The 20,581-nt window shown below is 66.1% G+C and carries 18 protein-coding genes; 13 read left to right on the top strand and 5 right to left on the bottom strand.

Going from position 1 to position 20,581, the window contains the following annotated elements; translation table 11 throughout:
* Window positions 1-57: 57 nt before the first annotated feature.
* Window positions 58-876 (bottom strand): posphoenolpyruvate synthetase regulatory kinase/phosphorylase PpsR, encoded by an 819-nt coding sequence (gene ppsR, locus JF515_RS04985; RefSeq protein ID WP_203101595.1) that lies wholly within the window; start codon window positions 874-876, stop codon window positions 58-60.
* 208 nt (window positions 877-1,084) lie between these two features.
* Between ppsR and ppsA the strand changes: the two genes are divergently transcribed.
* Window positions 1,085-3,457 carry a phosphoenolpyruvate synthase gene (gene ppsA, locus JF515_RS04980; RefSeq protein ID WP_203101594.1) on the top strand — a complete coding sequence of 791 codons (2,373 nt, stop codon included), beginning with the start codon at window positions 1,085-1,087 and terminating at the stop codon, window positions 3,455-3,457.
* Window positions 3,458-3,686: 229 nt separating this feature from the next.
* Entirely contained in the window at window positions 3,687-4,058 is a 372-nt protein-coding gene (locus JF515_RS04975; RefSeq protein WP_238400866.1) for a Rieske (2Fe-2S) protein, read from the top strand.
* Between the two features lie 8 nt (window positions 4,059-4,066).
* Here JF515_RS04975 and JF515_RS04970 read toward each other — a convergent pair whose 3' ends face one another.
* The gene (locus JF515_RS04970) at window positions 4,067-4,696 is read right to left on the bottom strand and encodes a lytic transglycosylase domain-containing protein (RefSeq protein ID WP_203101593.1); all 630 of its coding nucleotides are present in this window, start codon (window positions 4,694-4,696) and stop codon (window positions 4,067-4,069) included.
* 194 nt (window positions 4,697-4,890) lie between these two features.
* On the opposite strand from JF515_RS04970, the gene JF515_RS04965 reads away from it, so the two are divergent.
* Together JF515_RS04965 and gorA are read left to right on the top strand one after the other, a co-directional pair.
* Window positions 4,891-6,456 (top strand): FMN-binding glutamate synthase family protein, encoded by a 1,566-nt coding sequence (locus JF515_RS04965; protein ID WP_203101592.1) that lies wholly within the window; start codon window positions 4,891-4,893, stop codon window positions 6,454-6,456.
* Window positions 6,457-6,494: 38 nt separating this feature from the next.
* Window positions 6,495-7,862, top strand: coding sequence for a glutathione-disulfide reductase (gene gorA, locus JF515_RS04960; protein ID WP_203101591.1), 1,368 nt, complete (start codon window positions 6,495-6,497; stop codon window positions 7,860-7,862).
* A gap of 18 nt (window positions 7,863-7,880) precedes the next feature.
* Here gorA and JF515_RS04955 read toward each other — a convergent pair whose 3' ends face one another.
* On the bottom strand, window positions 7,881-9,227 hold the full coding sequence (locus tag JF515_RS04955; RefSeq protein ID WP_238400865.1) for a cytochrome P450: 1,347 nt from the start codon (window positions 9,225-9,227) through the stop codon (window positions 7,881-7,883).
* A 286-nt stretch (window positions 9,228-9,513) separates the two neighbouring features.
* On the opposite strand from JF515_RS04955, the gene JF515_RS04950 reads away from it, so the two are divergent.
* Entirely contained in the window at window positions 9,514-10,296 is a 783-nt protein-coding gene (locus JF515_RS04950; protein WP_203101587.1) for a ParA family protein, read from the top strand.
* An 85-nt stretch (window positions 10,297-10,381) separates the two neighbouring features.
* On the top strand, window positions 10,382-11,080 hold the full coding sequence (locus JF515_RS04945; protein WP_203101586.1) for a hypothetical protein: 699 nt from the start codon (window positions 10,382-10,384) through the stop codon (window positions 11,078-11,080).
* Here the strand turns inward: JF515_RS04945 and JF515_RS04940 are convergent, their stop codons facing one another.
* Window positions 11,081-12,205: an alpha/beta fold hydrolase gene (locus JF515_RS04940; protein WP_203101585.1), complete on the bottom strand. Its 1,125-nt coding sequence runs from the start codon at window positions 12,203-12,205 to the stop codon at window positions 11,081-11,083.
* 77 nt (window positions 12,206-12,282) lie between these two features.
* Here JF515_RS04940 and JF515_RS04935 point away from each other — a divergent pair, with 77 nt between their 5' ends.
* The 3 genes from JF515_RS04935 to JF515_RS04925 are packed head-to-tail and all read left to right on the top strand — an operon-like array spanning window position 12,283 to window position 14,452.
* A complete protein-coding gene (locus tag JF515_RS04935; RefSeq protein ID WP_338015170.1) occupies window positions 12,283-12,753 on the top strand; it encodes a PaaI family thioesterase in 471 nt (156 codons plus the stop codon).
* Entirely contained in the window at window positions 12,753-13,205 is a 453-nt protein-coding gene (locus JF515_RS04930) for a PaaI family thioesterase (RefSeq protein ID WP_203101583.1), read from the top strand. Before JF515_RS04935 ends, JF515_RS04930 begins: the two co-directional genes overlap by 1 nt.
* A complete protein-coding gene (locus JF515_RS04925; protein ID WP_203101886.1) occupies window positions 13,202-14,452 on the top strand; it encodes an MFS transporter in 1,251 nt (416 codons plus the stop codon). Before JF515_RS04930 ends, JF515_RS04925 begins: the two co-directional genes overlap by 4 nt.
* 56 nt (window positions 14,453-14,508) lie before the next feature.
* Here the strand turns inward: JF515_RS04925 and JF515_RS04920 are convergent, their stop codons facing one another.
* Window positions 14,509-15,174, bottom strand: a complete 666-nt coding sequence (locus JF515_RS04920) for an OmpA family protein (protein ID WP_203101581.1) — start codon at window positions 15,172-15,174, stop codon at window positions 14,509-14,511.
* Between the two features lie 250 nt (window positions 15,175-15,424).
* On the opposite strand from JF515_RS04920, the gene JF515_RS04915 reads away from it, so the two are divergent.
* The 4 genes from JF515_RS04915 to JF515_RS04900 are packed head-to-tail and all read left to right on the top strand — an operon-like array spanning window position 15,425 to window position 20,581.
* Window positions 15,425-17,020 carry an FAD-binding oxidoreductase gene (locus JF515_RS04915; RefSeq protein ID WP_203101580.1) on the top strand — a complete coding sequence of 532 codons (1,596 nt, stop codon included), beginning with the start codon at window positions 15,425-15,427 and terminating at the stop codon, window positions 17,018-17,020.
* Window positions 17,021-17,024: 4 nt separating this feature from the next.
* Window positions 17,025-18,527, top strand: a complete 1,503-nt coding sequence (locus JF515_RS04910) for a glycerol-3-phosphate dehydrogenase/oxidase (RefSeq protein ID WP_203101579.1) — start codon at window positions 17,025-17,027, stop codon at window positions 18,525-18,527.
* Window positions 18,524-20,104, top strand: coding sequence for an FGGY-family carbohydrate kinase (locus tag JF515_RS04905; RefSeq protein ID WP_338015169.1), 1,581 nt, complete (start codon window positions 18,524-18,526; stop codon window positions 20,102-20,104). The genes JF515_RS04910 and JF515_RS04905 overlap by 4 nt, the downstream gene beginning before the upstream one ends.
* A gap of 51 nt (window positions 20,105-20,155) precedes the next feature.
* Window positions 20,156-20,581, top strand: coding sequence for a MerR family transcriptional regulator (locus JF515_RS04900; protein ID WP_203101578.1), 426 nt, complete (start codon window positions 20,156-20,158; stop codon window positions 20,579-20,581).

Raw genomic sequence — 20,581 nt, 5'->3', positions numbered from 1 at the left:
GGCGCTCCGCTTCAGTCGCCCGGTCGCTCCTACAAAGTCGCTCCTTCGGAGTTGGGTTTACTGCAGCCGACGCTGCAGGCCGGTCATGGCCAGAATACGGGTACTGATCTCCTCGATGGACAGCTCGGTGGCATCCAGGTGGGGAATATTGAACTTGTTGTACAGCGCCTGCAGGGCGCGCACTTCCATGTCGCACTGGCGCGGCGATGCGTAACGGCTGCCGGCCTTGCGCTCGCTGCGAATGGCGCTGAGGCGCTCCGCGTTGATGGTCAGCCCGAACAGCTTGTGTCGGTGTGGGGCCAGGGCGTCGGGCAGGCGCAGGTCGTCGAAGTCGTCCTCGGTCAGCGGATAGTTGGCGGTGAACAGGCCGAACTGCAGCGCCAGGTACAGGCAGGTCGGGGTCTTGCCGGAGCGTGATACCCCGACCAGGATCAGGTCCGCCTGATCATAGTGGCGGGTGCGCGCGCCATCGTCGTTATCGAGCGCGAAATGCACCGCGTTGATGCGGATGCGGTAGGCCTGCTGGTCGCGGATCGCGTGGCTCTGGCCCACCTTGTGGTTGGCCGGTACGCCCAGCTCTTCCTCCAGCGGCTTCTGATAGGCGGTGAACAAATCCAGCACCCGACCCTTGCAGGTATGCAGGATCTGGCGGTGGGTATCGTTAACCAGGGTAGAGAACACCACCGGGGTGGCGCCGTCGTCCCGGGCGGCCCGGTCGATGCGGTTCACCGCCTGGCGAGCGAGCTCGTCGGACTGCACATACGGGATGGTGACCTGGTTAAATTCTATGCTGCCGAACTGGCTGAGCAGGGTGTGTCCCAGGGTCTCGGCGGTGATGCCGGTGCCGTCGGAAATAAAAAAAGCCGTTCTTTTCATGAACTTGGAGCTCCCGGTAACAGCTCGCGCGGGGTCGCGCGGGGCTTCCACAAAAGTCGTAACAGTTTCGCCAATACGGGCGGGCAAAGCGCCGTCGTTTTGGGTAGAATGGCGCCTCGATTCATTCCGGTAAAGCCGGGAACCGCCGAAACACGGTGTACCACACCGGTCCCGGGTTCCTCGGCCAGCAACACTTAAGGAGACGACCTTGGCGGAATACGTAGTCTGGTTTCAGGATCTGGGCAAGGACGACGTGGAGCGCGTCGGCGGCAAGAATGCCTCCCTTGGCGAGATGATCAGCAACCTGGCGGCGGCCGGCGTGTCCGTCCCGGGCGGTTTTGCCACCACCGCGGAAGCGTTCCGTGAATTCCTGGAACACAACGATCTCACCACCAAGATCAACGACGCCCTCGGCGCGCTGGACGTGGAAGACGTGGTGGCTCTGGCGGAAACCGGTGAAAAGATTCGCAAGTGGGTGGTGGATGCCCCCTTCCAGCCCGCTCTGGAAGCCGCGATTCGGGACGCGTACGAAAAAATGGGTGGCGACGACGCCGAGTTCCCGGTAGCGGTGCGTTCCTCCGCCACCGCCGAGGACCTGCCCGACGCATCCTTCGCCGGCCAGCAGGAAACCTTCCTCAATATCCGTGGCCTGGACCACGTGATGGTGGCGGTCAAGGAGGTGTTCGCCTCCCTGTTCAACGATCGCGCGATCAGCTACCGGGTGCACCAGGGTTTTGACCACAAGCTGGTGGCGTTGTCCGCCGGCGTGCAGCAGATGGTGCGCTCCGAGACCGGCGCCGCCGGCGTCATGTTCACCCTGGACACCGAATCCGGTTTCCGCGACGTGGTGTTCATCACCGCCTCCTACGGCCTCGGCGAGATGGTGGTGCAGGGTGCCGTGAACCCGGACGAGTTCTACGTGCACAAGAAGACGCTGCTCAACAAGAAGCCGTCGATTCTGCGCCGTAACCTGGGCAGCAAGCTGCAGAAAATGGTCTACGGCAGCGAAGCCAGCGCCGGCAAGTCCGTGCAGACCGTGGATGTACCCCAGGCCGACCGCCTGCGTTTCTGCCTCACCGATGCCCAGGTGGAGGATCTGTCCCGCCAGGCCATCGAGATCGAAAAACACTACGGCATGCCCATGGACATTGAGTGGGCGCTGGACGGTGATACCAACAAGCTGTTCATCGTGCAGGCCCGCCCGGAAACGGTGAAGAGCCGTTCCGACGCCTCGGTGATGGAGCGTTACCTGCTCAAGCAGACCGGCAAGGTGCTGGTGGAAGGTCGCGCCATCGGTCAGCGCATCGGCGCCGGCCCGGTTCGCATCGTCAGCAGCATCAAGGAAATGGACCGCGTGGAAGCCGGCGACGTGCTGGTCACCGACATGACCGACCCGGATTGGGAACCGGTCATGAAGCGTGCTTCCGCCATCGTCACCAATCGCGGTGGCCGTACCTGCCACGCGGCGATCATCGCCCGTGAGCTGGGCGTGCCGGCCATCGTCGGCTGCGGCGACGCCACCGAGCAGCTCAAGGACGGCCAGGAAGTGACCGTGTCCTGCGCCGAGGGCGACACCGGCAACATCTATGAAGGCAAGCTGGACTTCGACATTCAGCGCAACTCCATCGAGTCCATGCCCAAACTGCCGTTCAAGATCATGATGAACGTGGGCAACCCGGACCGGGCCTTCGATTTCGCCACCCTGCCCAACCAGGGCGTGGGTCTGGCGCGCCTTGAGTTCATCATCAACCGCATGATTGGCGTGCACCCCAAGGCGCTGCTCAACTACGACGGCCTGCCGAAGGACGTTAAACAGGCGGCGGACAAGCGCATCGCCGGTTACGACGATCCGGTGGAGTTCTACGTGGAAAAGCTGGTCGAGGGGATTTCCACCCTGGCCGCCGCTTTCCACCCGGAAAAGGCCATCGTGCGGCTGTCCGACTTCAAGTCCAATGAATACGCCAACCTGATCGGTGGCAGCCTGTACGAACCCCACGAAGAGAACCCGATGCTGGGCTTCCGGGGCGCCAGCCGCTACATCAGCGAGAATTTCCGCGATTGCTTCGAGCTCGAGTGCCGTGCCCTGAAGAAGGTGCGTGACGAAATGGGCTTCACCAACGTGGAGATCATGGTGCCGTTCGTGCGCACGCCGGGCGAAGCCGAGCAGGTCATCGACCTGCTGGCCAAGAACGGTCTCAAGCGCGGCGAGAACGGTCTGCGCGTGATCATGATGTGCGAGCTGCCCACCAACGCGTTGATCGCCGACGAGTTCCTGAAGTTCTTCGACGGCTTCTCCATCGGCTCCAACGACCTGACCCAGCTGACTCTGGGCCTGGACCGGGATTCCGGCATCATCAGCCACCTGTTCGATGAGCGGGACCCGGCGGTGAAGGTGCTGTTGAAGATGGCCATCGATGCCTGCAATGCCCAGAAGAAGTACATCGGCATTTGCGGCCAGGGCCCGTCCGATCACCCGGATCTGGCCAAGTGGCTGATGGAGCAGGGCATCTCCTCGGTGTCCCTGAACCCGGATTCGGTGCTCAATACCTGGTTCTACCTGGCCGAGAAACACGGCCACTGACCAGCGTCCCCACCGATCCACGAAAAAGCCCGGCCTTGCGCCGGGCTTTTTCGTGGGCGTCGTGTCGTGCGTTCGTGGGCCGAATCCTCCATTGTGGCCACGACGAGACGCTACGAGGTGGCATCAAGCGCGACTCCGTAGGTTGAGGATTAGGTAGGAGCGACTTCAGTCGCGATGAAGTTGGCACCGCCCGTGACGCGGCCCGGCTTGACGGCCAGGCGGGTCTTTTTTGGCGACGTCATTGCGGCTATGGTCGAAGAATCATCGCTACCACGAAGCCGCCATGTTCCACCGTTTGATCCGCACCCTGGACCTGCACGACGGCCTGCGCCTGCCGGTGCGCATTGGCCGACACGAGTTATTGCTGTTGCATGAGGCTGGGGAAACCTGGCTGGTGCAGCGGCGTTGCCCCCATGGCGATTTCCCTTTGGAGCGCGCCAGTCTGCGTGACGGGGTGCTGCGCTGTCCCGGCCATGGCCTGGAATTTTCCCTTCACAGCGGTCGCTGCCGCGCGCAGCCGGCGTTCTGCCTGAAACGGTACGTGCTGGAATTCGACGGTCCCTGGCTGGGCGTTTCCCTGGACCCGACCGGCGGCCATTGAGCGCGGGCTCAGCGGCTGGCCACCGTCTCCGTGTCGGCCATCTCTAGCTGATAACGCAGACGCAGCTCCTTCACCTTGCGCACATAGGCCTGGGTTTCGGCGAACGGCGGGATGCCGCCATAACGGCGCACATTGCCTTCGCCGGCGTTGTAGGCGGCCAGCACCTGATCGAGCGTGTCGAAACGGTTCTGCAGGTAGGCGAGGAAGCGGGTGCCGCCGCGAATGTTGTCGCCGGCGTCGAACGGGTTGGTCACTTCCAGATAACGGGCGGTGCGGGGCATGAGCTGCATCAGGCCCTGGGCACCAACCCGGGAGACCGCGTAGCGGTCGAACAGGGATTCCGCGTGAATCACCGCTTTCACCAGTGCCGGCTCCACCTCGAAGCTGCCGGCGGCGGACTGGATCAGGGTGTCGTAACGGTTACGCTGGAAATCGGTGAGTGCCCGGGGCTGGTAGCTCCAGCCCTTGCGCACGGAGAGCAGGGTATAGTGCGCGCCCACCTTCTCCTGGGGCTGGTCGGTGAACAGTATCTCCCCGTTGGCCCCCCGGTACTTGTAGATGTTGTCGGCCGCCGCGGTGGACGCGCCCAGAATCAGCGTCAGGGTCAGCCCCGCGCCGATCACCCCCGTGATCTTCATGTTGTTGTCCAGTCCGGATCCCGATTCCGAGCCCCCTTGATACCACAGTCCCATCCCGGGTACTAGCTTCGTCGTAGGGAAGCCCCGGGCGGGTTCTCATTCTTTCGGCGGAGAGGGCGCCAAGCTTTCACCCGGCGCTGCCGTCCGGGGGCGATGATCGTGGTAGCATGCCGGGACCGGATAAAGGAGGATTTATGCTGTCGGATCGGTTGCATGCCTGGGTCGACCTGCTGACCACCTGGCTGGCCCTGGGTCTGTTGCTGATACTGTTCGTGCTGTCGGTAACCGCCGCGGTGCTGTGGTTCCAGGACCGCTATCTGCAAAAAGCCCACGCCATTCGCCGCAACTACCCGTTGATCGGCCGTTTCCGTTATTTCTTCGAGCATATCGGCGAGTTTTTCCGCCAGTATTTCTTCGCCATGGACCGCGAGGAACTGCCGTTCAACCGCGCCCAGCGAAGCTGGGTATACCGCGCCGCCAAGAATCTCAGCAACACGGTGGCGTTCGGCACCACCAAGCAGAACGACCCGGGCCGGGTGATCTTCCTCAACACACCGTACCCGACCCTGGAGAAAGACGCCGCCGAGACCCTGCCGCTGATGATCGGCCCCCACGCTCGCCAGCCCTACGTGGCGCGCAGTTTTCACAATGTGTCGGGGATGAGTTTCGGCGCCCTGTCGAAGCCGGCGGTGCAGGCCCTGTCCCGGGGCGCCGGCTACGCCGGCTGCTGGATGAACACCGGCGAGGGCGGGCTTACCGAAATGCATCTCGAGGGTCATTGCGATCTGGTGTTCCAGATCGGCACCGCCTACTACGGCGTGCGCGACGACGAGGGCAACCTGAGCGACGCCAAGCTCGAGGAGGTCGCCGCCCATCCGGAAGTGAAAATGTTCGAGATCAAGCTCAGCCAGGGCGCCAAACCGGGCAAGGGCGGCATTCTGCCCGCCAGCAAGGTAACCCCGGAGATCGCCCGCATCCGGGGCATCCCGGCCGGCGAGGCCTCGGTGAGCCCGAATGGCCAGCCGGGCGTTCGCTGCGCCGCTGATCTGCTGGACATGATCCACCGCGTGCGGGAAGTCACCGGCAAGCCAGTGGGCATCAAGACCGTGATCGGCTCCTGGCAGTGGCTGGAGGACCTGTTCATGGAGATCCACCAGCGCGGCCTGGACAGCGCCCCGGATTTCATCACCGTGGACAGCGGCGAGGGGGGCACCGGTGCCGCGCCGATGTCGCTGATGGACGATGTCGGCCTGAACCTGGCCGAGTCGCTGCCCCTGGTGGTGGATTTGCGCGACGGTTTCGGCCTGCGCGAACGCATCCGGGTGATCGCGTCCGGCAAGCTGATCAATCCCACCATGGTGGCCTGGGCCATAGCGATCGGCGCGGATTTCTGTGTGTCCGCCCGGGGCTACATGTTCGCTCTCGGCTGCATTCAGGCGATGCAGTGCAACCGCAACACCTGCCCGACCGGCGTCACCACTCATAACCCGCGCCTGCAGCGCGGGCTGGTGCCCGCCGAGAAAGGGCGACGGGTGGCCCACTTCCATGACAATCTGGTCAAGGAGGTGGAAACCATCGCCCATGCCTGCGGGGTCGGCGAGCCGCGTCAGCTACGCCGTCATCACGCTCGCATGGTCAACGCCAATGGCGATTCCATGCCCCTGGAAGAACTGTGGCCGCCGATCGAACCCGGTGTCTACCTGCGCCAGGGCCGACCGAGCCTGCACGCGCCCTTCGCCCGTTTCCGGGTGGGCGCCTGAGATCAATGATTCAATCGACCAATAACGAGGAGAGACCGTTGGCTAACGACTTCGACCTGGTGGTGATCGGCGCCGGCTCCGGCGGTGTGCGCGCCGCCCGCATGGCCGCCGGCCACGGCGCCCGGGTGGCGATCATCGAGGAGCGTTTTTTCGGTGGCACCTGCGTGAACGTGGGCTGCGTGCCCAAGAAGCTGTTTGCCTACGGCGCCGGGTTCCCGGATGAATTCCGGCTCGCCGCCGATTACGGCTATACCGTGGAGGGATGGTCCTTTGACTGGGCCACCTTGCGCGACAACAAGACCCGGGAGATCGAACGGCTCAACGGCATCTACCGGCGCCTGCTGGACAACGCCGGCGTCACCGTCTTCGAAGGCCACGGTCGCATCGAGGGCGCCGGTCGGGTGAGCGTGGACGGCGACGTCCAACTCGATGCCGAACGCATCCTCATCGCCACCGGCGGTAAACCGTTCGTACCGGACTTTCCCGGTAACGACAAGGTGCGCATCTCCGACGACCTGTTCTACCTGGACCGGCTCCCGGACACCGTGGCGGTGGTGGGCGGCGGCTATATCGCCAGCGAGTTCGCGTCGATCCTCAACGGTCTTGGCGTCACCGTGCACCAGCTCTACCGCGGCGAACTGTTCCTGCGCGGTTTCGACCACGATGTGCGCACCTTCGTGGCCGAGCAAATGGGGGCCAGCGGCGTGAAGCTGCACTTCAACACCGACGTGGCGGCCATCGAGGAACGGGATGGCCGGCGGGTGCTGCGCCTCGACGGCGGCGGTGAGCTGCTGGTCGACGAGGTGTTCTACGCCACTGGCCGGGTCCCGCGCCTGGACAATCTGCTCGCCGAGGGCGTGTGCCTGGACACCGCCGACAACGGCGCGGTGCGCGTGGATGAGGGTCTGCAGACTTCCCTGGACGGCGTCTACGCCCTGGGTGATGTGATCGACCGCCTGCAACTGACACCGGTGGCCCTGGCCGAGGGCATGTGGCTGGCCGCTCATCTGTTCGCCAAGGACAAGCCGCAGGGGCCGCTGGATTATCGGGACGTGCCGACGGCGGTGTTCTGCCATCCTAATATTGGCACCGTGGGGTTCACCGAGGAGGAGGCCCTGGAGCGTTTCGGCACCGTGCGCGTCTATCGGGGCCGGTTCCGGCCCATGCGTTATACCCTGGGCGATATCCAGGAAAAAACCCTGGTTAAACTGATCGTCGACGATGCCAGCGACCGGGTGGTGGGCCTGCACATGGCCGGCGAGGAAGCCTCGGAGATCACCCAGGGCTTCGCGGTGGCGATCCGAATGGGCGCCACCAAGGCGGATTTCGACCGCACCATCGGAATCCACCCCACTTCGGCGGAGGAGTTCGTGACCCTGCGAGAAGGCGAGACCGTCACCCGCTGATCGCGGCTAAAGCCGCTCCTACGGTGAGCGCTCCAAGGTCACCGGCAATCCGTCCTTGGGTACCGGCAAACTGGTGGTGTCCACCGGCATTTCGTAGCCGCTGGGCACCGACCAGCGCCAACGCAACAGCACCCGGTGCAGAATCGCCTTGACCTGCATCTCGGCGAAATGCAGCCCGATGCACTTGTGCGCGCCGCCGCCGAACGGCACCCAGGCGTAGGGGTGCACCTTGTCCTCCCGGCGTCCCTCCGCGAAACGTTCCGGATCGAACCGCTCCGGGTCCGGCCAGTACTCCTCCATGTAATGGGTGAAGTAGGGCGCCACCGTAACGAAGGTGCCCGCCGGGATGTAATGGCCCTGGTACTCCGCGTCGCGCACCGTGCGGCGGGGCAAGGAAGGCACCGGCGCGCACAGGCGCAGGGCCTCTTTCATGGCCAGGGAAATGCCCGGCAGCGCCTCCAGGTCGCCGTAATCCAGCTCGTCCTTGCCCAGTGCCCGGCTTTCCGCGCGTAGCCGTTCCTGCCAACCCGGATTCCGCGCCAGTTGATAGAACAGGTTGGTCAGCGTGATGGTGGTGGTGTCGTGGGCCGCCATCATCAGAAAGATCATGTGGTTGACCACGTCGTCGTCGGAGAAGCGCTCGCCGTCCTCGGTGGTGGCGTGGCACAGGGCGCTGAACAGGTCGCTGTCGCTGCCGGCACGGCGCGCGGGAATCTCCTCGCGGAACAGGGCTTCCAGAACCCGCCGTCCCTTCAGCCCCCGGGACCAGCGCAGGCCCGGTACTGGGAAACGGAGCAGGGCGGTGCCGGCGCGCACGGTATCCACGAAGGCCTGGTTGATGCGCTCGGCCCGAGGGCCCAGCTCGCTGCCCATGAATACGTCCGTGGCCAGATCCAGGGTCAGTTGTTTGAGGCGGGGCAGCACCAGAACGGGGCCGTCCGGCCAGCGCGCCAGCCCCTCGCCGATGCGCGGGCTCATGCGCGCCAGGTAACCCTCCAGGGCCGGTCGCGTGAACGCCTGCTGCATGATGCGCCGGTGCCAGCGATGCTCCTCGAAATCCAGCAACATGATCCCGCGATGGAAGAACGGACCGATGAAGAAGTCCCAGCCACCATGGTTGGAGAACAGGTTGTCGCGATTGAGCAGCACGAACTGGTTGGCGTCCGGGCCCAGCAACTGGACCATGCGCAGGCCGAACAGGGAGGTCCACGACACCGGGCCATAGGTGTCGTACCGTTGTCGCAGCATGCCCACCGGGTCGCGCATGCTGCTCAGGGTATTGCCGATCAGTGGCCAGCCGCGATCACCGGGCACCGGTTTCAGTGCGCTGCCGTCGGGAACCCGGGCAAGAGGCGAGACGGACATGGTCATGCTCCTTGGTAAACATGGTGTTTATCGCATACTGAACCGTCGACCCGACGGCGTCCACCGCCAATTGCCGCCGTCCTGGCCACGGAACGATCAATCCGCGCGGCACGCCGGGATCATGGCGCCAGCGAGCCTCTTCAACCGGTTGTTAACGATGTTATCCACAGTTTCTGTGGACTATCCCGCCGACGTGGGCGGTGGGCGCGGCGGCCTGGGAGGCGCGTGGGCCGATGTGTATGATCGGACGAACGGTTTTCGATGATGGCGCGCGGAGGAGCAGAGGATGCGCAGAGTGGTGTTCAATCAGAAGGGCGGCGTGGGCAAATCCAGCATCACCGTGAACCTGGCGGCGATCGGCGCCGCCCGGGGCCGCAAGACCCTGGTCGTGGATCTGGACCCCCAGTGCAACGCCAGCCAGTACCTGCTCGGCATGGCGGCCTATCAGCATGAAAGCGGCCCCACGCCCAACATCGGCACCTTCTTCGGCCAGACGCTGTCCTTCAAGCTCAAGGAAAAGGCCCCCCGGGATTACGTGCACGCCACCCGCTTCGAGAACCTCTATGTGCTGCCCTCCGACGGCGAGTTGGGCGAGATCGAGCACCTGCTGGAATCCAAACACAAGATCTATAAACTGCGCGGCCTGCTCAAGAGCCTGGCCCGGGAGTTTGACGACATCTACGTGGACACGCCGCCGGCTTTCAATTTCTACACCCTGTCGGCGCTGATCGCCGCCGAGCGGGTACTGATCCCGTTCGACTGCGACGCCTTCTCGCGCAAGGCACTCTATACGCTGCTGGAAAACATTCAGGAGGTGCGCGAGGACCACAACGAGGACCTGACCCTGGAAGGCATCGTGGTGAACCAGTTCCAGCCCCGTGCGCGGCTGCCCCAGGAACTGGTGGCGGCGCTCGAGGAGGAGGGCCTGCCCATGCTGGCCAGCCGGCTGTCCGCCAGCGTCGCCATGCGTGAGTCCCACGAGCGGGCCACGCCGCTGGTGAACTGGAATCCCCGTCACAAACTGACCGAGGAATATGAGGCGCTGTATCAGGAATTGAACACGCGCTGAGTTGGTAAAAGGGGTGGCGTTGTACTATCTTGCGCGAGCTTATCCGCCACCGGCGGACAATAACGACAAGTGGTTAGGAGATTCTATGCCCACCCTGCTGCGGGGAGCCCTGCTCGCCATGCTGTTGCTGCCGGCCCTGGGCCAGGCGGCGCTGGCGCGCGCCCAGCTCGAAACCTTCGAACGCCAGCTCTGGCGGATCAGCACCGACCACCACATGCTTGCCTTGATGGATGGCGACCAGGGCTACGGTCAGTCCCTGAATAAAACCGCCAGCACCGCCGCCACCACTCTGAGCGCGCTTTCCGGCACCGCCGGGGACGAGGACGAACAGGCGCTGGTCGCCGATCTCGAAGCGCAATGGGCACGGCTGGACCCCACCGGAGAAGGCCAGCCGGCTCGTTTCGATGAGGTACCGGCACGGGTCGCCGAACGGCTGGACGCCTTCGAGGGTGGGCAAAGCGGTGATTACGACGACGTGCAACGGCTGATCACCGATCTGCAACGGCTCACCGCCACCTACACCGGCATCGTGGCCGGCGGCGACGCCGACCAGGACGCCTTTCGCGCCGAACTGGATGCGTTCGAGCAGCGTTTGAAACGGGCCCAGGCGGCCCATCGCGGCAATGCGCCGTTGCAGGAAGCCCTGGAGCAGTCACGGCTGAAATGGGAGTTCGTGCGCGGTTCCCTGGTCAAGTTCGGCGACGACGCGGTGCCGTTCCTGGTGTACCGCTACAGCCAGCGGATGAGCGACAACCTGGACGCGGCCATCACCCCGGCGGACTGATCAGTCCGCCCGATCCGCCAGCCAGTCCGCGATGACCCGCCAGCAATGCGCCGGTGCCTTGCCGCCGGCGAATACTCCGGCATGACCGCCCGGGGCCACCTCGAAACGCTTGTCCCGGCTGCCCACCACCTTGAGCACTTCCTTGGCGGCGCGCACGCTGACGATACGGTCGCTGGCGCCGCCGAAGGCGAGCAGGTCCTGGGTGATGCGCCCGAAATCCACCCGCCGCTCGCCGATGGTCAACCGGCCGCGTGCCAGGCTGTTGGCCAGGATCATCTTCTCGATCACCTCGCGCACCACGGCGCCGGGATAATCCACCATGTCGTTGAACCACTGGCCCATGGTCATGTACTCGGTGACGTAGTCGCGGTCGCCGATGTTGCGTACCAGGTCCATATAGGACTGCACCAGCCCCGGCGGGTTGGTGAGTTTGAATCCCCATGACAACAGGTTGGCGGGGATATGGAACAGCTTGCTGTCCAGCGGCTCAAGTCGGAACTGGAACCAGTCGTGGACCTGCATGGCGGGAATCGCCGCCAGGCTGAATACCTTGCCGAACGGGCCGCTCTTGTGGAAGTTCACCGGGCTGGCGATGGTCGCCAGGCTATTCACCGGGGCGCCCGGGTGTCCGCCCAGATAGAGCAGGCTGAGCAGCCCGCCCATGCAATAGCCGAGCAGATTGACCCGCTCGGCGCCGCTGTCGGCGAGCACCGCCGCCACCGCCTCCGGCAACCAGCGGTTCACGTAGGTGTCCAGGTCCAACTCCCGATCGGCCTGGGAAGGCTGGCCCCAGTCGATCAGATAGACATCATGGCCCCGTGCCATCAGGTAACGGACCATGGAGCGGTTGGGCATCAGGTCGAAGGTCCAGCAGTGAATGCCAAGCGCCGGCACCAGAATCAGCGGCAGCCGGTGCTTGTCCCGACGCACCGGCACGGTGTCCTGGCCGACCGCCACCTCGGCCATCGGAGGCAGGCTGTAATGCCGCACCGCCATGATGCCGTCGCGATGGATTTCCTCCCAGGGCGTCTTGTCGGTCTGAATGAACCGCCGTGGATGCCTGCGCCGCTCGATGGCGTGACGCAGCGCGCGGGTGGAGCGGGTAAGGGATGGGCGTGGCGCCATGCAACCTCTCGCCAATTGAACCTGTGGAAACGAGGGGGTAATCTTGCCGGGCCCGCAGTAACCGAGCATTGGCCGCCGTGACGGATTCCAAGATTCCCTACACCCGAATGGATGTGTGCAACCGTTCCCTGGAAACGGTAAAGCACTCGCGCAACCTGGGCATGGAAGTGCTCAGCGCCGAGGAAGAGGGCGTGCGCGTGCGCCTGCCCTGGCGCGAGGATCTGGTCGGCAATCCGGACACCGGCGTACTGCATGGCGGCGCCATCTTCGCGATGATGGACCAGGCCGGTGGCATGGCCAACAGTTGCCGGCTGTACCCGAACTTCGAGATCACCCCGACCATCGACTTCCGGGTCGATCACCTGCACGCGCCGACGCCGGGCAAGGCGGTGATCTGCCATGCCGCCTGCTACCGACTCACCGAGCACGTCACCTTCGTCAGGCTGACCACCTGGGAGGAAGGCAAGGAAGACGGCGAGCCGGTGGCCACCGGGCTGGCCACCTACACGCGTATGAAAATCGACAAGAACGGCCGGGTGGTGTCCTGATGACCGAGAGCCTCAAAGCGCTGATCGAAGCCTGCCGGCACGGCAAGGCGGATTATCAGGATCTGGTGGACCGGGTGCCCTACGCCCGCTTCCTGGGCATTGAACTGCGTGTTCAGGGAGAGGAGCTCACCTTTATCCTGCCCAAGAATCCGGACAATATCGGCAACCCGACGCTGCCGGCGCTGCATGGCGGCGCGGTGGCCGGCTTCATGGAACAGGCCGCGATCATTTTCATCCTGCTGGAAATGGGCGAGCCCAAGGTGCCCAAGACCATCGACTTCACCATCGATTATCTGCGTGCCGGGCTGTTCCGCGATACTTTCGCGGAATGCCGAATTACCCGCCTGGGACGGCGTATCGCCAATGTGCACATCAGCGCCTGGCAGAAGCGCCGGGAAGAGCCGATCACCATCGCCCGGGCCCATTTCCTGCTTTCCGAAGAAAACAATTGAACCCCTCGCTCGCCCCCGGCCCGACCCAGGCCCTGCTGCTGGGGGCCGTGGGCGTCACCGCCCTGGGCCAGACCCTGGTGTTCATTCTGCTACCTTCCCTGGGCCGCGCCGCCGGGCTGGCGGAAATCCAGGTGGGCCTGATCATCAGCTGCTCGTCCCTGGCGTTCGCCCTGGCCAGCCCGATCTGGGGCTATCTGAGCGAACTGCGCGGGCGCCGTCCGGTGCTGATCATCGGCCTGAGCGGCTACGCCGTGGGCACGCTGATCTTCGGCGTGATCTTCCACCTTGGCCTCACCGGGTTGCTGGCCGGCGGCGCGCTGCTTGCCCTCCTGGTGGTGGCGCGCATGGCCCAGGCGCTGATCATGGCCGCCACGCCCCCCTCGGCGGCGGCCTACACCGCCGACATCACCACCCCGGAGGCCCGTACCCGGGGCATGGCCCGCATTGGCGCCGCCAACAATCTGGGCACCGTGCTGGGCCCCGGCGTGGGTGGCATGCTGGCCGCGGTGTCCCTGGTGCTGCCGCTGTATCTGGTGGCGGCCCTGGTGGGGCTGATGGCCCTGGCGGTGATGTTTTTCCTGCCGCCTTCGCCGTACCGGGGCCAGCCCGCTGACCAGCGCGTGCGCGCGGTGCTTGCCACCGGGCTGCGCGCCTATGGCGACCGCCGTTTCCGTGATCTTCTGGTCACCGGCGTGGTGCTGTTCATGTGCCTGGCGCTGATCCAGCAAACCCTGGGTTTCCTGTTCCAGGACGCGCTGCACATGAGCCCGGCGGAGGCCGCCGGCGCCCTGGGCACCACCATGATGGCGGCGGCGATAACCTCGCTGCTGGGCCAGTTGCTCGTCGTGCAGTGGTTGCGGGCCCCGGCGCTGGTGCTGCTGGCGGTGGCGGTACCCGCCATCGGCGTCGGCGCCGGGTTGCTGTGGGTGTTCGATAACCGCATCGGCATGACCGCGGCGGTGATGCTGGTGGGGCTGGGGATCGGTTTCGGGATGCCCGCCATCATGGCCCTGGCCAGTCTTCGGGTGGCCAGCGAGGAGCAGGGCAGGGTGGCCGGCCTGGCGAGCGCCTGTCCGTCCCTGGGGTTCGTGCTGGGGCCGTTGGTGGGAACCGGGCTCTATTCGGTGGATCACCGCTTCCCGTACATGCTGGTGGTGGTGTTGATGGTGCCGCTGGCGTTTCTGGTATGGCGGCTGCGCGCCAAAAAGCAGATCGAGGAAGTGCCGGTGGAGGACGCCGCGGAATAATCGCGGAATAATCGCGGAATAGCAGGAGCGGCGGGCGCCGCCCCTGCTGGTGGGGCTTACTTCTCGTAGGGGATCAGGGTCAGTTCAACGCGACGGTTCTGCTGGCGACCGCTGGCGGTGCCATTGTCGGCGATCGGCTGGGTTTCGCCGAAACCGACCGTGTCGATACGCACCGCCTGCACGCCGAAGCCCTGCAGGACCTGGGACACGGCCTGGGCGCGCTGCTGGGACAGCAGCAGGTTATAACGCTCGCCGCCGGTGCTGTCGGTGTGGCCGGCCACCTGAATCATGGTGGATTTGTACTCCTTGAGCACTTCGGCCACGGAATCCAGCACCGGGCGGAAGTTGCCTTGCACGGCGGTGCTGTCGGTGGCGAAGGTCACGTTACCCGGCATGTTGAGGATGATGCGGTCGCCCTGACGGGTCACGGATACGCCGGTGCCTTCCAGTTTCTGACGCAGCTTGGCTTCCTGGGTGTCCATGTAGTAGCCCACGCCGCCGCCGGCGATGGCGCCGATACCGGCACCGGCCAGTGCCCGTTCCTTGCGCTCCTTGGCGTTGTCGGAGGTGGCGATCCCCAGCAGGGCACCGCTCACCGCGCCGATGGCGGCGCCGGAGGTGGCCTTGGAAGTCTGTTTCTCACCCGTGTACGGGTTGATGGTGCTACAGCCGGCCAGGGTCACGGCCCCCGCCAGCATGAGGCTTCCGGCAAGACGTTTCATTGTCGCTCCTTAGATCCTTTGTTTTCCGGTGGCTTCACCTTAGCCCACCGGGGAGGCGAAACCATAGCCAGCCGGTAAAAATCGGTAAAGTCGCGTAGCCTGGGAATGAGACCGGCGTTGCCTCACCTGGGCCCGAAGCGGGGCGCCTTGTCCTTAAAAGTCCATTTTTGTCCGCCAAGGCCAGTGAAAGCATGCCGCCCGGGCACTATCATCGAGGTTTTATCGCGGCCACCGCAGGAGAACCGACCGCATGCGACGCTGGAACGGCTGGGGCGACAGCGCCAACGACTATCCCTTGAAAGCGACCGGCGCCGCCTTTCTGGAGGCCCGCCTGGGTGCCGGCCGGCGGCTCGCCGACGCGGATCTGCGGCAGGTGCTGGCCACGGTGCCGGCCAGCCGCCTGCCGGACCACCCGCTGGTGGTCACGGACCCGGAGACCCGGCTGCGGCATGCCCGCGGGCAAAGCCTGGCCGACTGGCTGGCGATGCGCTCCGGGGACTTCGGAGTGTTTCCGGACGGCGTCGCCTTTCCGGACAGCAGCGATCAGGTACGCGAACTGCTCGACTGGTGCGCCGACCAGGACCTGCTGCTGATTCCTTACGGCGGTGGCACGTCGGTGGCGGGGCACATCAATCCCCGTGCCGGTGAGCGCCCGGTGCTGACCCTCAGCCTGGCGAAGCTCAACCGCCTCACCGACCTGGATGAAGCCAGCCAGATCGCCACCTTCGGGGCGGGCACCGCCGGCCCGGACGTGGAACGCCAGCTTGCCGAGCGGGGCTACCGGCTCGGCCACTATCCCCAATCCTGGGAGCTTTCCACTCTGGGGGGCTGGGTGGCGAGCCGCTCCAGCGGTCAACAATCCCTGCGCTACGGACGCATCGAGCAGCTGTTCGCCGGCGGCCGGATGGAAACGCCCACCGGTACCCTGACCCTGCCCACCATTCCGGCGTCCTCCGCGGGCCCGGATCTGCGTGAGATGGTGATGGGCTCGGAAGGCCGCCTGGGGGTGATCACCGAGGTCAAGGCGCGGGTCAGCCCGCTGCCCGAGGACGAGCAGTTTCATGTCGCCTTCCTGCCGGATTGGGACAGCGCCGTGTTACTGGCCCGTCACCTGGTGCAGGCGCGGGTGCCGCTGTCCATGGTGCGCGTTTCCAACGCCGAGGAAACCCGCACCCAGCTTACCCTGGCCGGCCACGAACGGCTGGTGGCGGCCCTGGAACGTTATCTGGCCCTGCGCGGCCAGCCGCGACAACGCAAATGCATGCTTACCTTCGGCGTCACCGGCGACAAAGCCCATTGCCGCCGGACCCTGGCCGAGGCACGCCGGGCCATCCGCGCCGCCGGTGGGGTGACCGCCGGCCGGGCCCTGGGCCGTAAATGGGAGGAGGCGCGTTTCCGTTCCCCGTATTTGCGCCACGGCCTCTGGGAACGGGGCTACGCGGTGGATACCCTGGAGACCTGCGTGGACTGGGGCCAGGTACCGCGCACGGTGGCGGCCATCGAGCAGTCGATCCGCGATCACGCCGGCGATGGCGAAACCGCACACGTATTCACGCACCTGTCGCATTTGTATGCGCAGGGTTCCAGTATCTACACCACCTATGTGTTCCGCTGCTCGGAGGACTACCAAGGCACCCGGCGACGCTGGTGGGCGATGAAGCAGGCCGCCAGCGACGCCATCGTCGCCAACGGCGGCACCATCAGCCATCAACACGGCGTCGGCCGCGACCACGCTCCCTGGCTGGTGCACGAGAAAGGCGAGCGGGGCCTCGCCGCCCTGCGTGACCTGGTGACCCATTTCGACCCGCAAGGGCGGCTCAATCCGGGCTGCCTCCTGGAGGACTGAGAACATGCTGGCACAGCGCCCGACCCTGGCCGACCTGGCCGGACAACAGTGGGATCTGATCGTGGTCGGCGGCGGCATCACCGGCGCCGGCGTGCTACTGGAAGCCGCCCGGCAGGGCCGCAAGGCGTTGCTTCTGGAGCAGCGCGATTTCGCCTGGGGCACCTCCAGCCGCTCCTCGAAGATGGTGCACGGCGGGCTGCGCTACATCGCCCAGGGCGACGTGCGGCTGACCCGCGACGCGCTGCGCGAACGGGAAAGGCTGCTGCGCGACCTGCCCGGGCTGGTGGAGCGCGCCACCTATCTGTTCCCGTTGCGCAAGGGCCGCTTCCCCGGTCGCTGGCCAATGACCGCGGTGTTGTCCCTGTACGATTTCCTGGCCGGCATCCGCGACCACCGGTTCCTGTCCAGAAAGGAGCTGTTGCGCCGGGTACCGGGCCTGGACGACACCGGCCTCAGCGGCGCCATGAGCTACACCGACGCGCTCACCGACGATTGCCGCCTGGTGATCCGCTGCCTGCTCGAGGCGGCCCGGGCCGGCGGCCAAAGCCTCAATTACGCCCGCGTTACCGGTACCCGCCGGGACGACGGCGTCACCCGAGTCCTGGTCCGGGACGAAGTAGCCGGCGAGGAGGGAGAACTGAGCGCGCCGGTGGTCATCAACGCCACCGGCGCCTGGGCCAACCGCCTCGGGGATGACAACGGCCAGGGCCCGCGCATTCGCCCGCTGCGCGGCAGCCACCTGTTCGTTGATCCCCAGCGCTTGCCGGTGGACGACTGCCTTACCGTGATGCACCCCCGGGATGGCCGGCCGGTGTTCGTGTTTCCCTGGGAAGGGGTCACCTGCGTGGGCACCACGGACCTGGATCACGGTGATGATCTGGACCTGGAGGCCAGCGCCAGCGGCGCCGAGGTGGATTACCTGCTGGAGCTGGTCAACGGCCAGTTTCCCGCCGCCCGGCTGACCCGCGACGATGTGCTGTCCACCATGGCCGGGGTGCGCCCGGTGATCGCCTCCGGAGACGGCAAGGACCCTTCCAAGGAACGCCGGGATCACGCGGTCTGGGAACGCGACGGCCTGGTCACGGTCAGTGGCGGCAAGCTCACCACGTTCCGCCTGATCGCCCTGGACGCTCTGGCCGCCGCCGGCCTGCTGGACCCTCGATCGGCACGCCGCGCGCGGCGCAGCAATGCGCCTCTGTTCCGCCCCTTACCGGAGGCGCCGCCCCAGGTGGATGCCTTCCTGCACGGTGCCCAGGATGACGACGCCCTGCTGCGCTGGGTATTGCGGAACGAGGCGGTGGTGCACCTGGACGATCTGTTGCTGCGGCGCACCCGTCTGGGCCTGCTGCGCCGCGATGGCGGCGAGGGCCTGGCGGAACGCCTGCGTCACCTGAGCGCGGAGCTGCTGGGCTGGGACGATACCCGCTGGGGGCAGGAGTGGGCCCGCTACCAGGACCTGCGGGCCCGGTTCTATGGGGTGCCGCCGGTGGAGCGGGCAGCGGCGTGAGCACCGCCCCGGCCCGGCCGGCGCCACTGCTGCTGGCGCTGGACCAGGGCACGCAAAGCGCGCGAGCCATGCTGTTCGACACCGCCGGCGAGCTGGTGGCGCGTCATCAGCAGCCGATCCAGGCCTACCGGGACACCGGTCCGGGGCAGGCGGAGCAGGACGCCGACTACTTCTGGGCGCAACTGGCGCGGGCCTGCCAGGGCCTGTGGGCGGAGCACGGCGCGCTGCGCGAGCGGGTGGTGGCGGTGGCGCTCACCACCCAGCGCGCCTCCGTGGTATGCCTGGATCAGGCCATGCGGCCGCTGCGACCGGCGGTGATCTGGCTTGATCAACGCCGCACCCGGGACTATCCGCGTCTGCCCTGGTACTGGCGTTGGCCGGTGGCGGCGCTGGGGCAGGGCGAGACCCTGCGCCAGTTTCAATCCAAGGCGGAATGCAACTGGCTGGCCGCCGACGAGCCCGAGCTGTGGGCCAGCACCCGTTATTTCCTGCTGCTGTCCGGTTACCTGACCTGGAAGTTGTGCGGCCAGCGCCGTGACTGCACCGCCAGCCAGGTGGGCTATCTGCCCTATGATTTCAAGCGCCAGGACTGGGCCGCTCCGACGGATATGAAATGGCGCGCCCTGCGCGTGCGCCGCGAGCAGTTGCCGGAGCTGGTGGGCCCCGGCCACTCTCTCGGCGCGATCACCGCCAGCGCCGCCGCCGACACCGGTATTCCAGAGGGGCTGCCGCTGATCGCCTGCGGTGCCGACAAGGCCTGCGAGGTACTCGGCGCCGGCGCCTTCAGCCCGGAGGTGGGCAATCTGAGCTACGGGACCACGGCCACCTTCAACACCTGCAACGAGCATTTCGTGGAGCCGATTCCCTTCGTGCCGGCCTATGGGGCGGCGGCGCCGGGGCGCTACAACTCCGAGATCATCGTGCAGCGGGGTTATTGGATGGTGAACTGGTTCAAGCGCGAGTTCGCCGCCGAGGAGGTTCGCGAGGCGGAGCGCCTGGGGGTGACCCCGGAGCACCTTTTCGAGCGCTTGCTGGAGCAATCGCCTCCCGGCGCCATGGGGCTCACCCTGCAGCCATTCTGGAATCCGGGCGTGCGCATTCCGGGGCCGGAGGCGAAGGGCGCCATCATCGGCTTCGGCGACGTGCACACCCGCGCCCACCTGTACCGGGCCATCATCGAGGGCATCGCCTACGCCCTGCGCGACGGCAAGGAGCGCTTGGAGAAACGGAACCGCACGCCGGTACGGGAATTGAGAGTGTCCGGCGGCGGCTCGCGGAGCGATGCGGTGATGCAGATCACCGCCGACCTGTTCGGCCTGCCGGCGGTGCGACCGCACACCTTCGAGACCTCCGGCCTGGGCGCCGCCATCAACGCCGCGGTGGGGGCCGGCTTGTACCCGGACCACGGCGCCGCCGTGGCGGCCATGACGCGCCGTGGCGAGACCTTCACGCCGCGCCCGGTGCCTGGCGCGCTCTATGACCGTCTTTACCGCCGTGTATACCGACGGCTTTATCCGCGCCTGGCGCCACTGTACCGTTCCATCCGCCACGCCACCGGTTACCCGGGCCAGTATTGAAAGCCCGGTGTTACACTGGGGTTTTGCCGATGCCAACACCGGGGTAATGCCATGCGCGTCACCGACCTGGCCCGCCGGGCCGACACCACCGCCGAAACCGTGCGCCACTACACCGACCTGGGCCTGCTGCGGCCGCGCCGCGATCCGGGCAACGGCTACCGCCTGTATGGTGGCGACGATCTGCGCCGCCTGCGCTTCGCCCTCAAGGCGCGCAGCCTGGGCTTCACCCTGAGCGACGTGCGCGAGCTGATCGAGGAGTCGGAAGGGGGCGAGGCACCCTGTCCCCGGGTGCGTAAGCTGATCGAGACGCGGCTGAGCGAGGTGGAGGACCGGATTCGTGAACTGAGCGGCCTCAGCGAGCGCATGCGCGCCGCCATGGCCGCCTGGGAGCACGCCCCGGATTGCCGACTGGACGACGGTCGCGTGTGCGGGCTGATCGATTCGTTCAACGCGGTCGGCGAGGAAACACATCCCTGA

The organism is Alloalcanivorax marinus, from assembly GCF_016785095.1.
Lineage (GTDB): Bacteria > Pseudomonadota > Gammaproteobacteria > Pseudomonadales > Alcanivoracaceae > Alloalcanivorax > Alloalcanivorax marinus_A.
The sequence above is the reverse complement of the archived record's forward strand: the minus strand, read 5'-3'. Positions and strand labels throughout refer to the sequence as shown.

What these genes read in the sequence shown, in the direction of transcription:
- ppsR (WP_203101595.1), bottom strand. Translation starts at nt 876, where the DNA reads ATGAAAAGAACGGCTTTTTTTATTTCCGACGGCACCGGCATCACCGCC.
- JF515_RS04970 (WP_203101593.1), bottom strand. Translation starts at nt 4,696, where the DNA reads ATGAAGATCACGGGGGTGATCGGCGCGGGGCTGACCCTGACGCTGATT.
- JF515_RS04965 (WP_203101592.1), top strand. Translation starts at nt 4,891, where the DNA reads ATGCTGTCGGATCGGTTGCATGCCTGGGTCGACCTGCTGACCACCTGG.
- JF515_RS04955 (WP_238400865.1), bottom strand. Translation starts at nt 9,227, where the DNA reads ATGTCCGTCTCGCCTCTTGCCCGGGTTCCCGACGGCAGCGCACTGAAA.
- JF515_RS04950 (WP_203101587.1), top strand. Translation starts at nt 9,514, where the DNA reads ATGCGCAGAGTGGTGTTCAATCAGAAGGGCGGCGTGGGCAAATCCAGC.
- JF515_RS04945 (WP_203101586.1), top strand. Translation starts at nt 10,382, where the DNA reads ATGCCCACCCTGCTGCGGGGAGCCCTGCTCGCCATGCTGTTGCTGCCG.
- JF515_RS04940 (WP_203101585.1), bottom strand. Translation starts at nt 12,205, where the DNA reads ATGGCGCCACGCCCATCCCTTACCCGCTCCACCCGCGCGCTGCGTCAC.
- JF515_RS04930 (WP_203101583.1), top strand. Translation starts at nt 12,753, where the DNA reads ATGACCGAGAGCCTCAAAGCGCTGATCGAAGCCTGCCGGCACGGCAAG.
- JF515_RS04920 (WP_203101581.1), bottom strand. Translation starts at nt 15,174, where the DNA reads ATGAAACGTCTTGCCGGAAGCCTCATGCTGGCGGGGGCCGTGACCCTG.
- JF515_RS04915 (WP_203101580.1), top strand. Translation starts at nt 15,425, where the DNA reads ATGCGACGCTGGAACGGCTGGGGCGACAGCGCCAACGACTATCCCTTG.
- JF515_RS04910 (WP_203101579.1), top strand. Translation starts at nt 17,025, where the DNA reads ATGCTGGCACAGCGCCCGACCCTGGCCGACCTGGCCGGACAACAGTGG.
- JF515_RS04900 (WP_203101578.1), top strand. Translation starts at nt 20,156, where the DNA reads ATGCGCGTCACCGACCTGGCCCGCCGGGCCGACACCACCGCCGAAACC.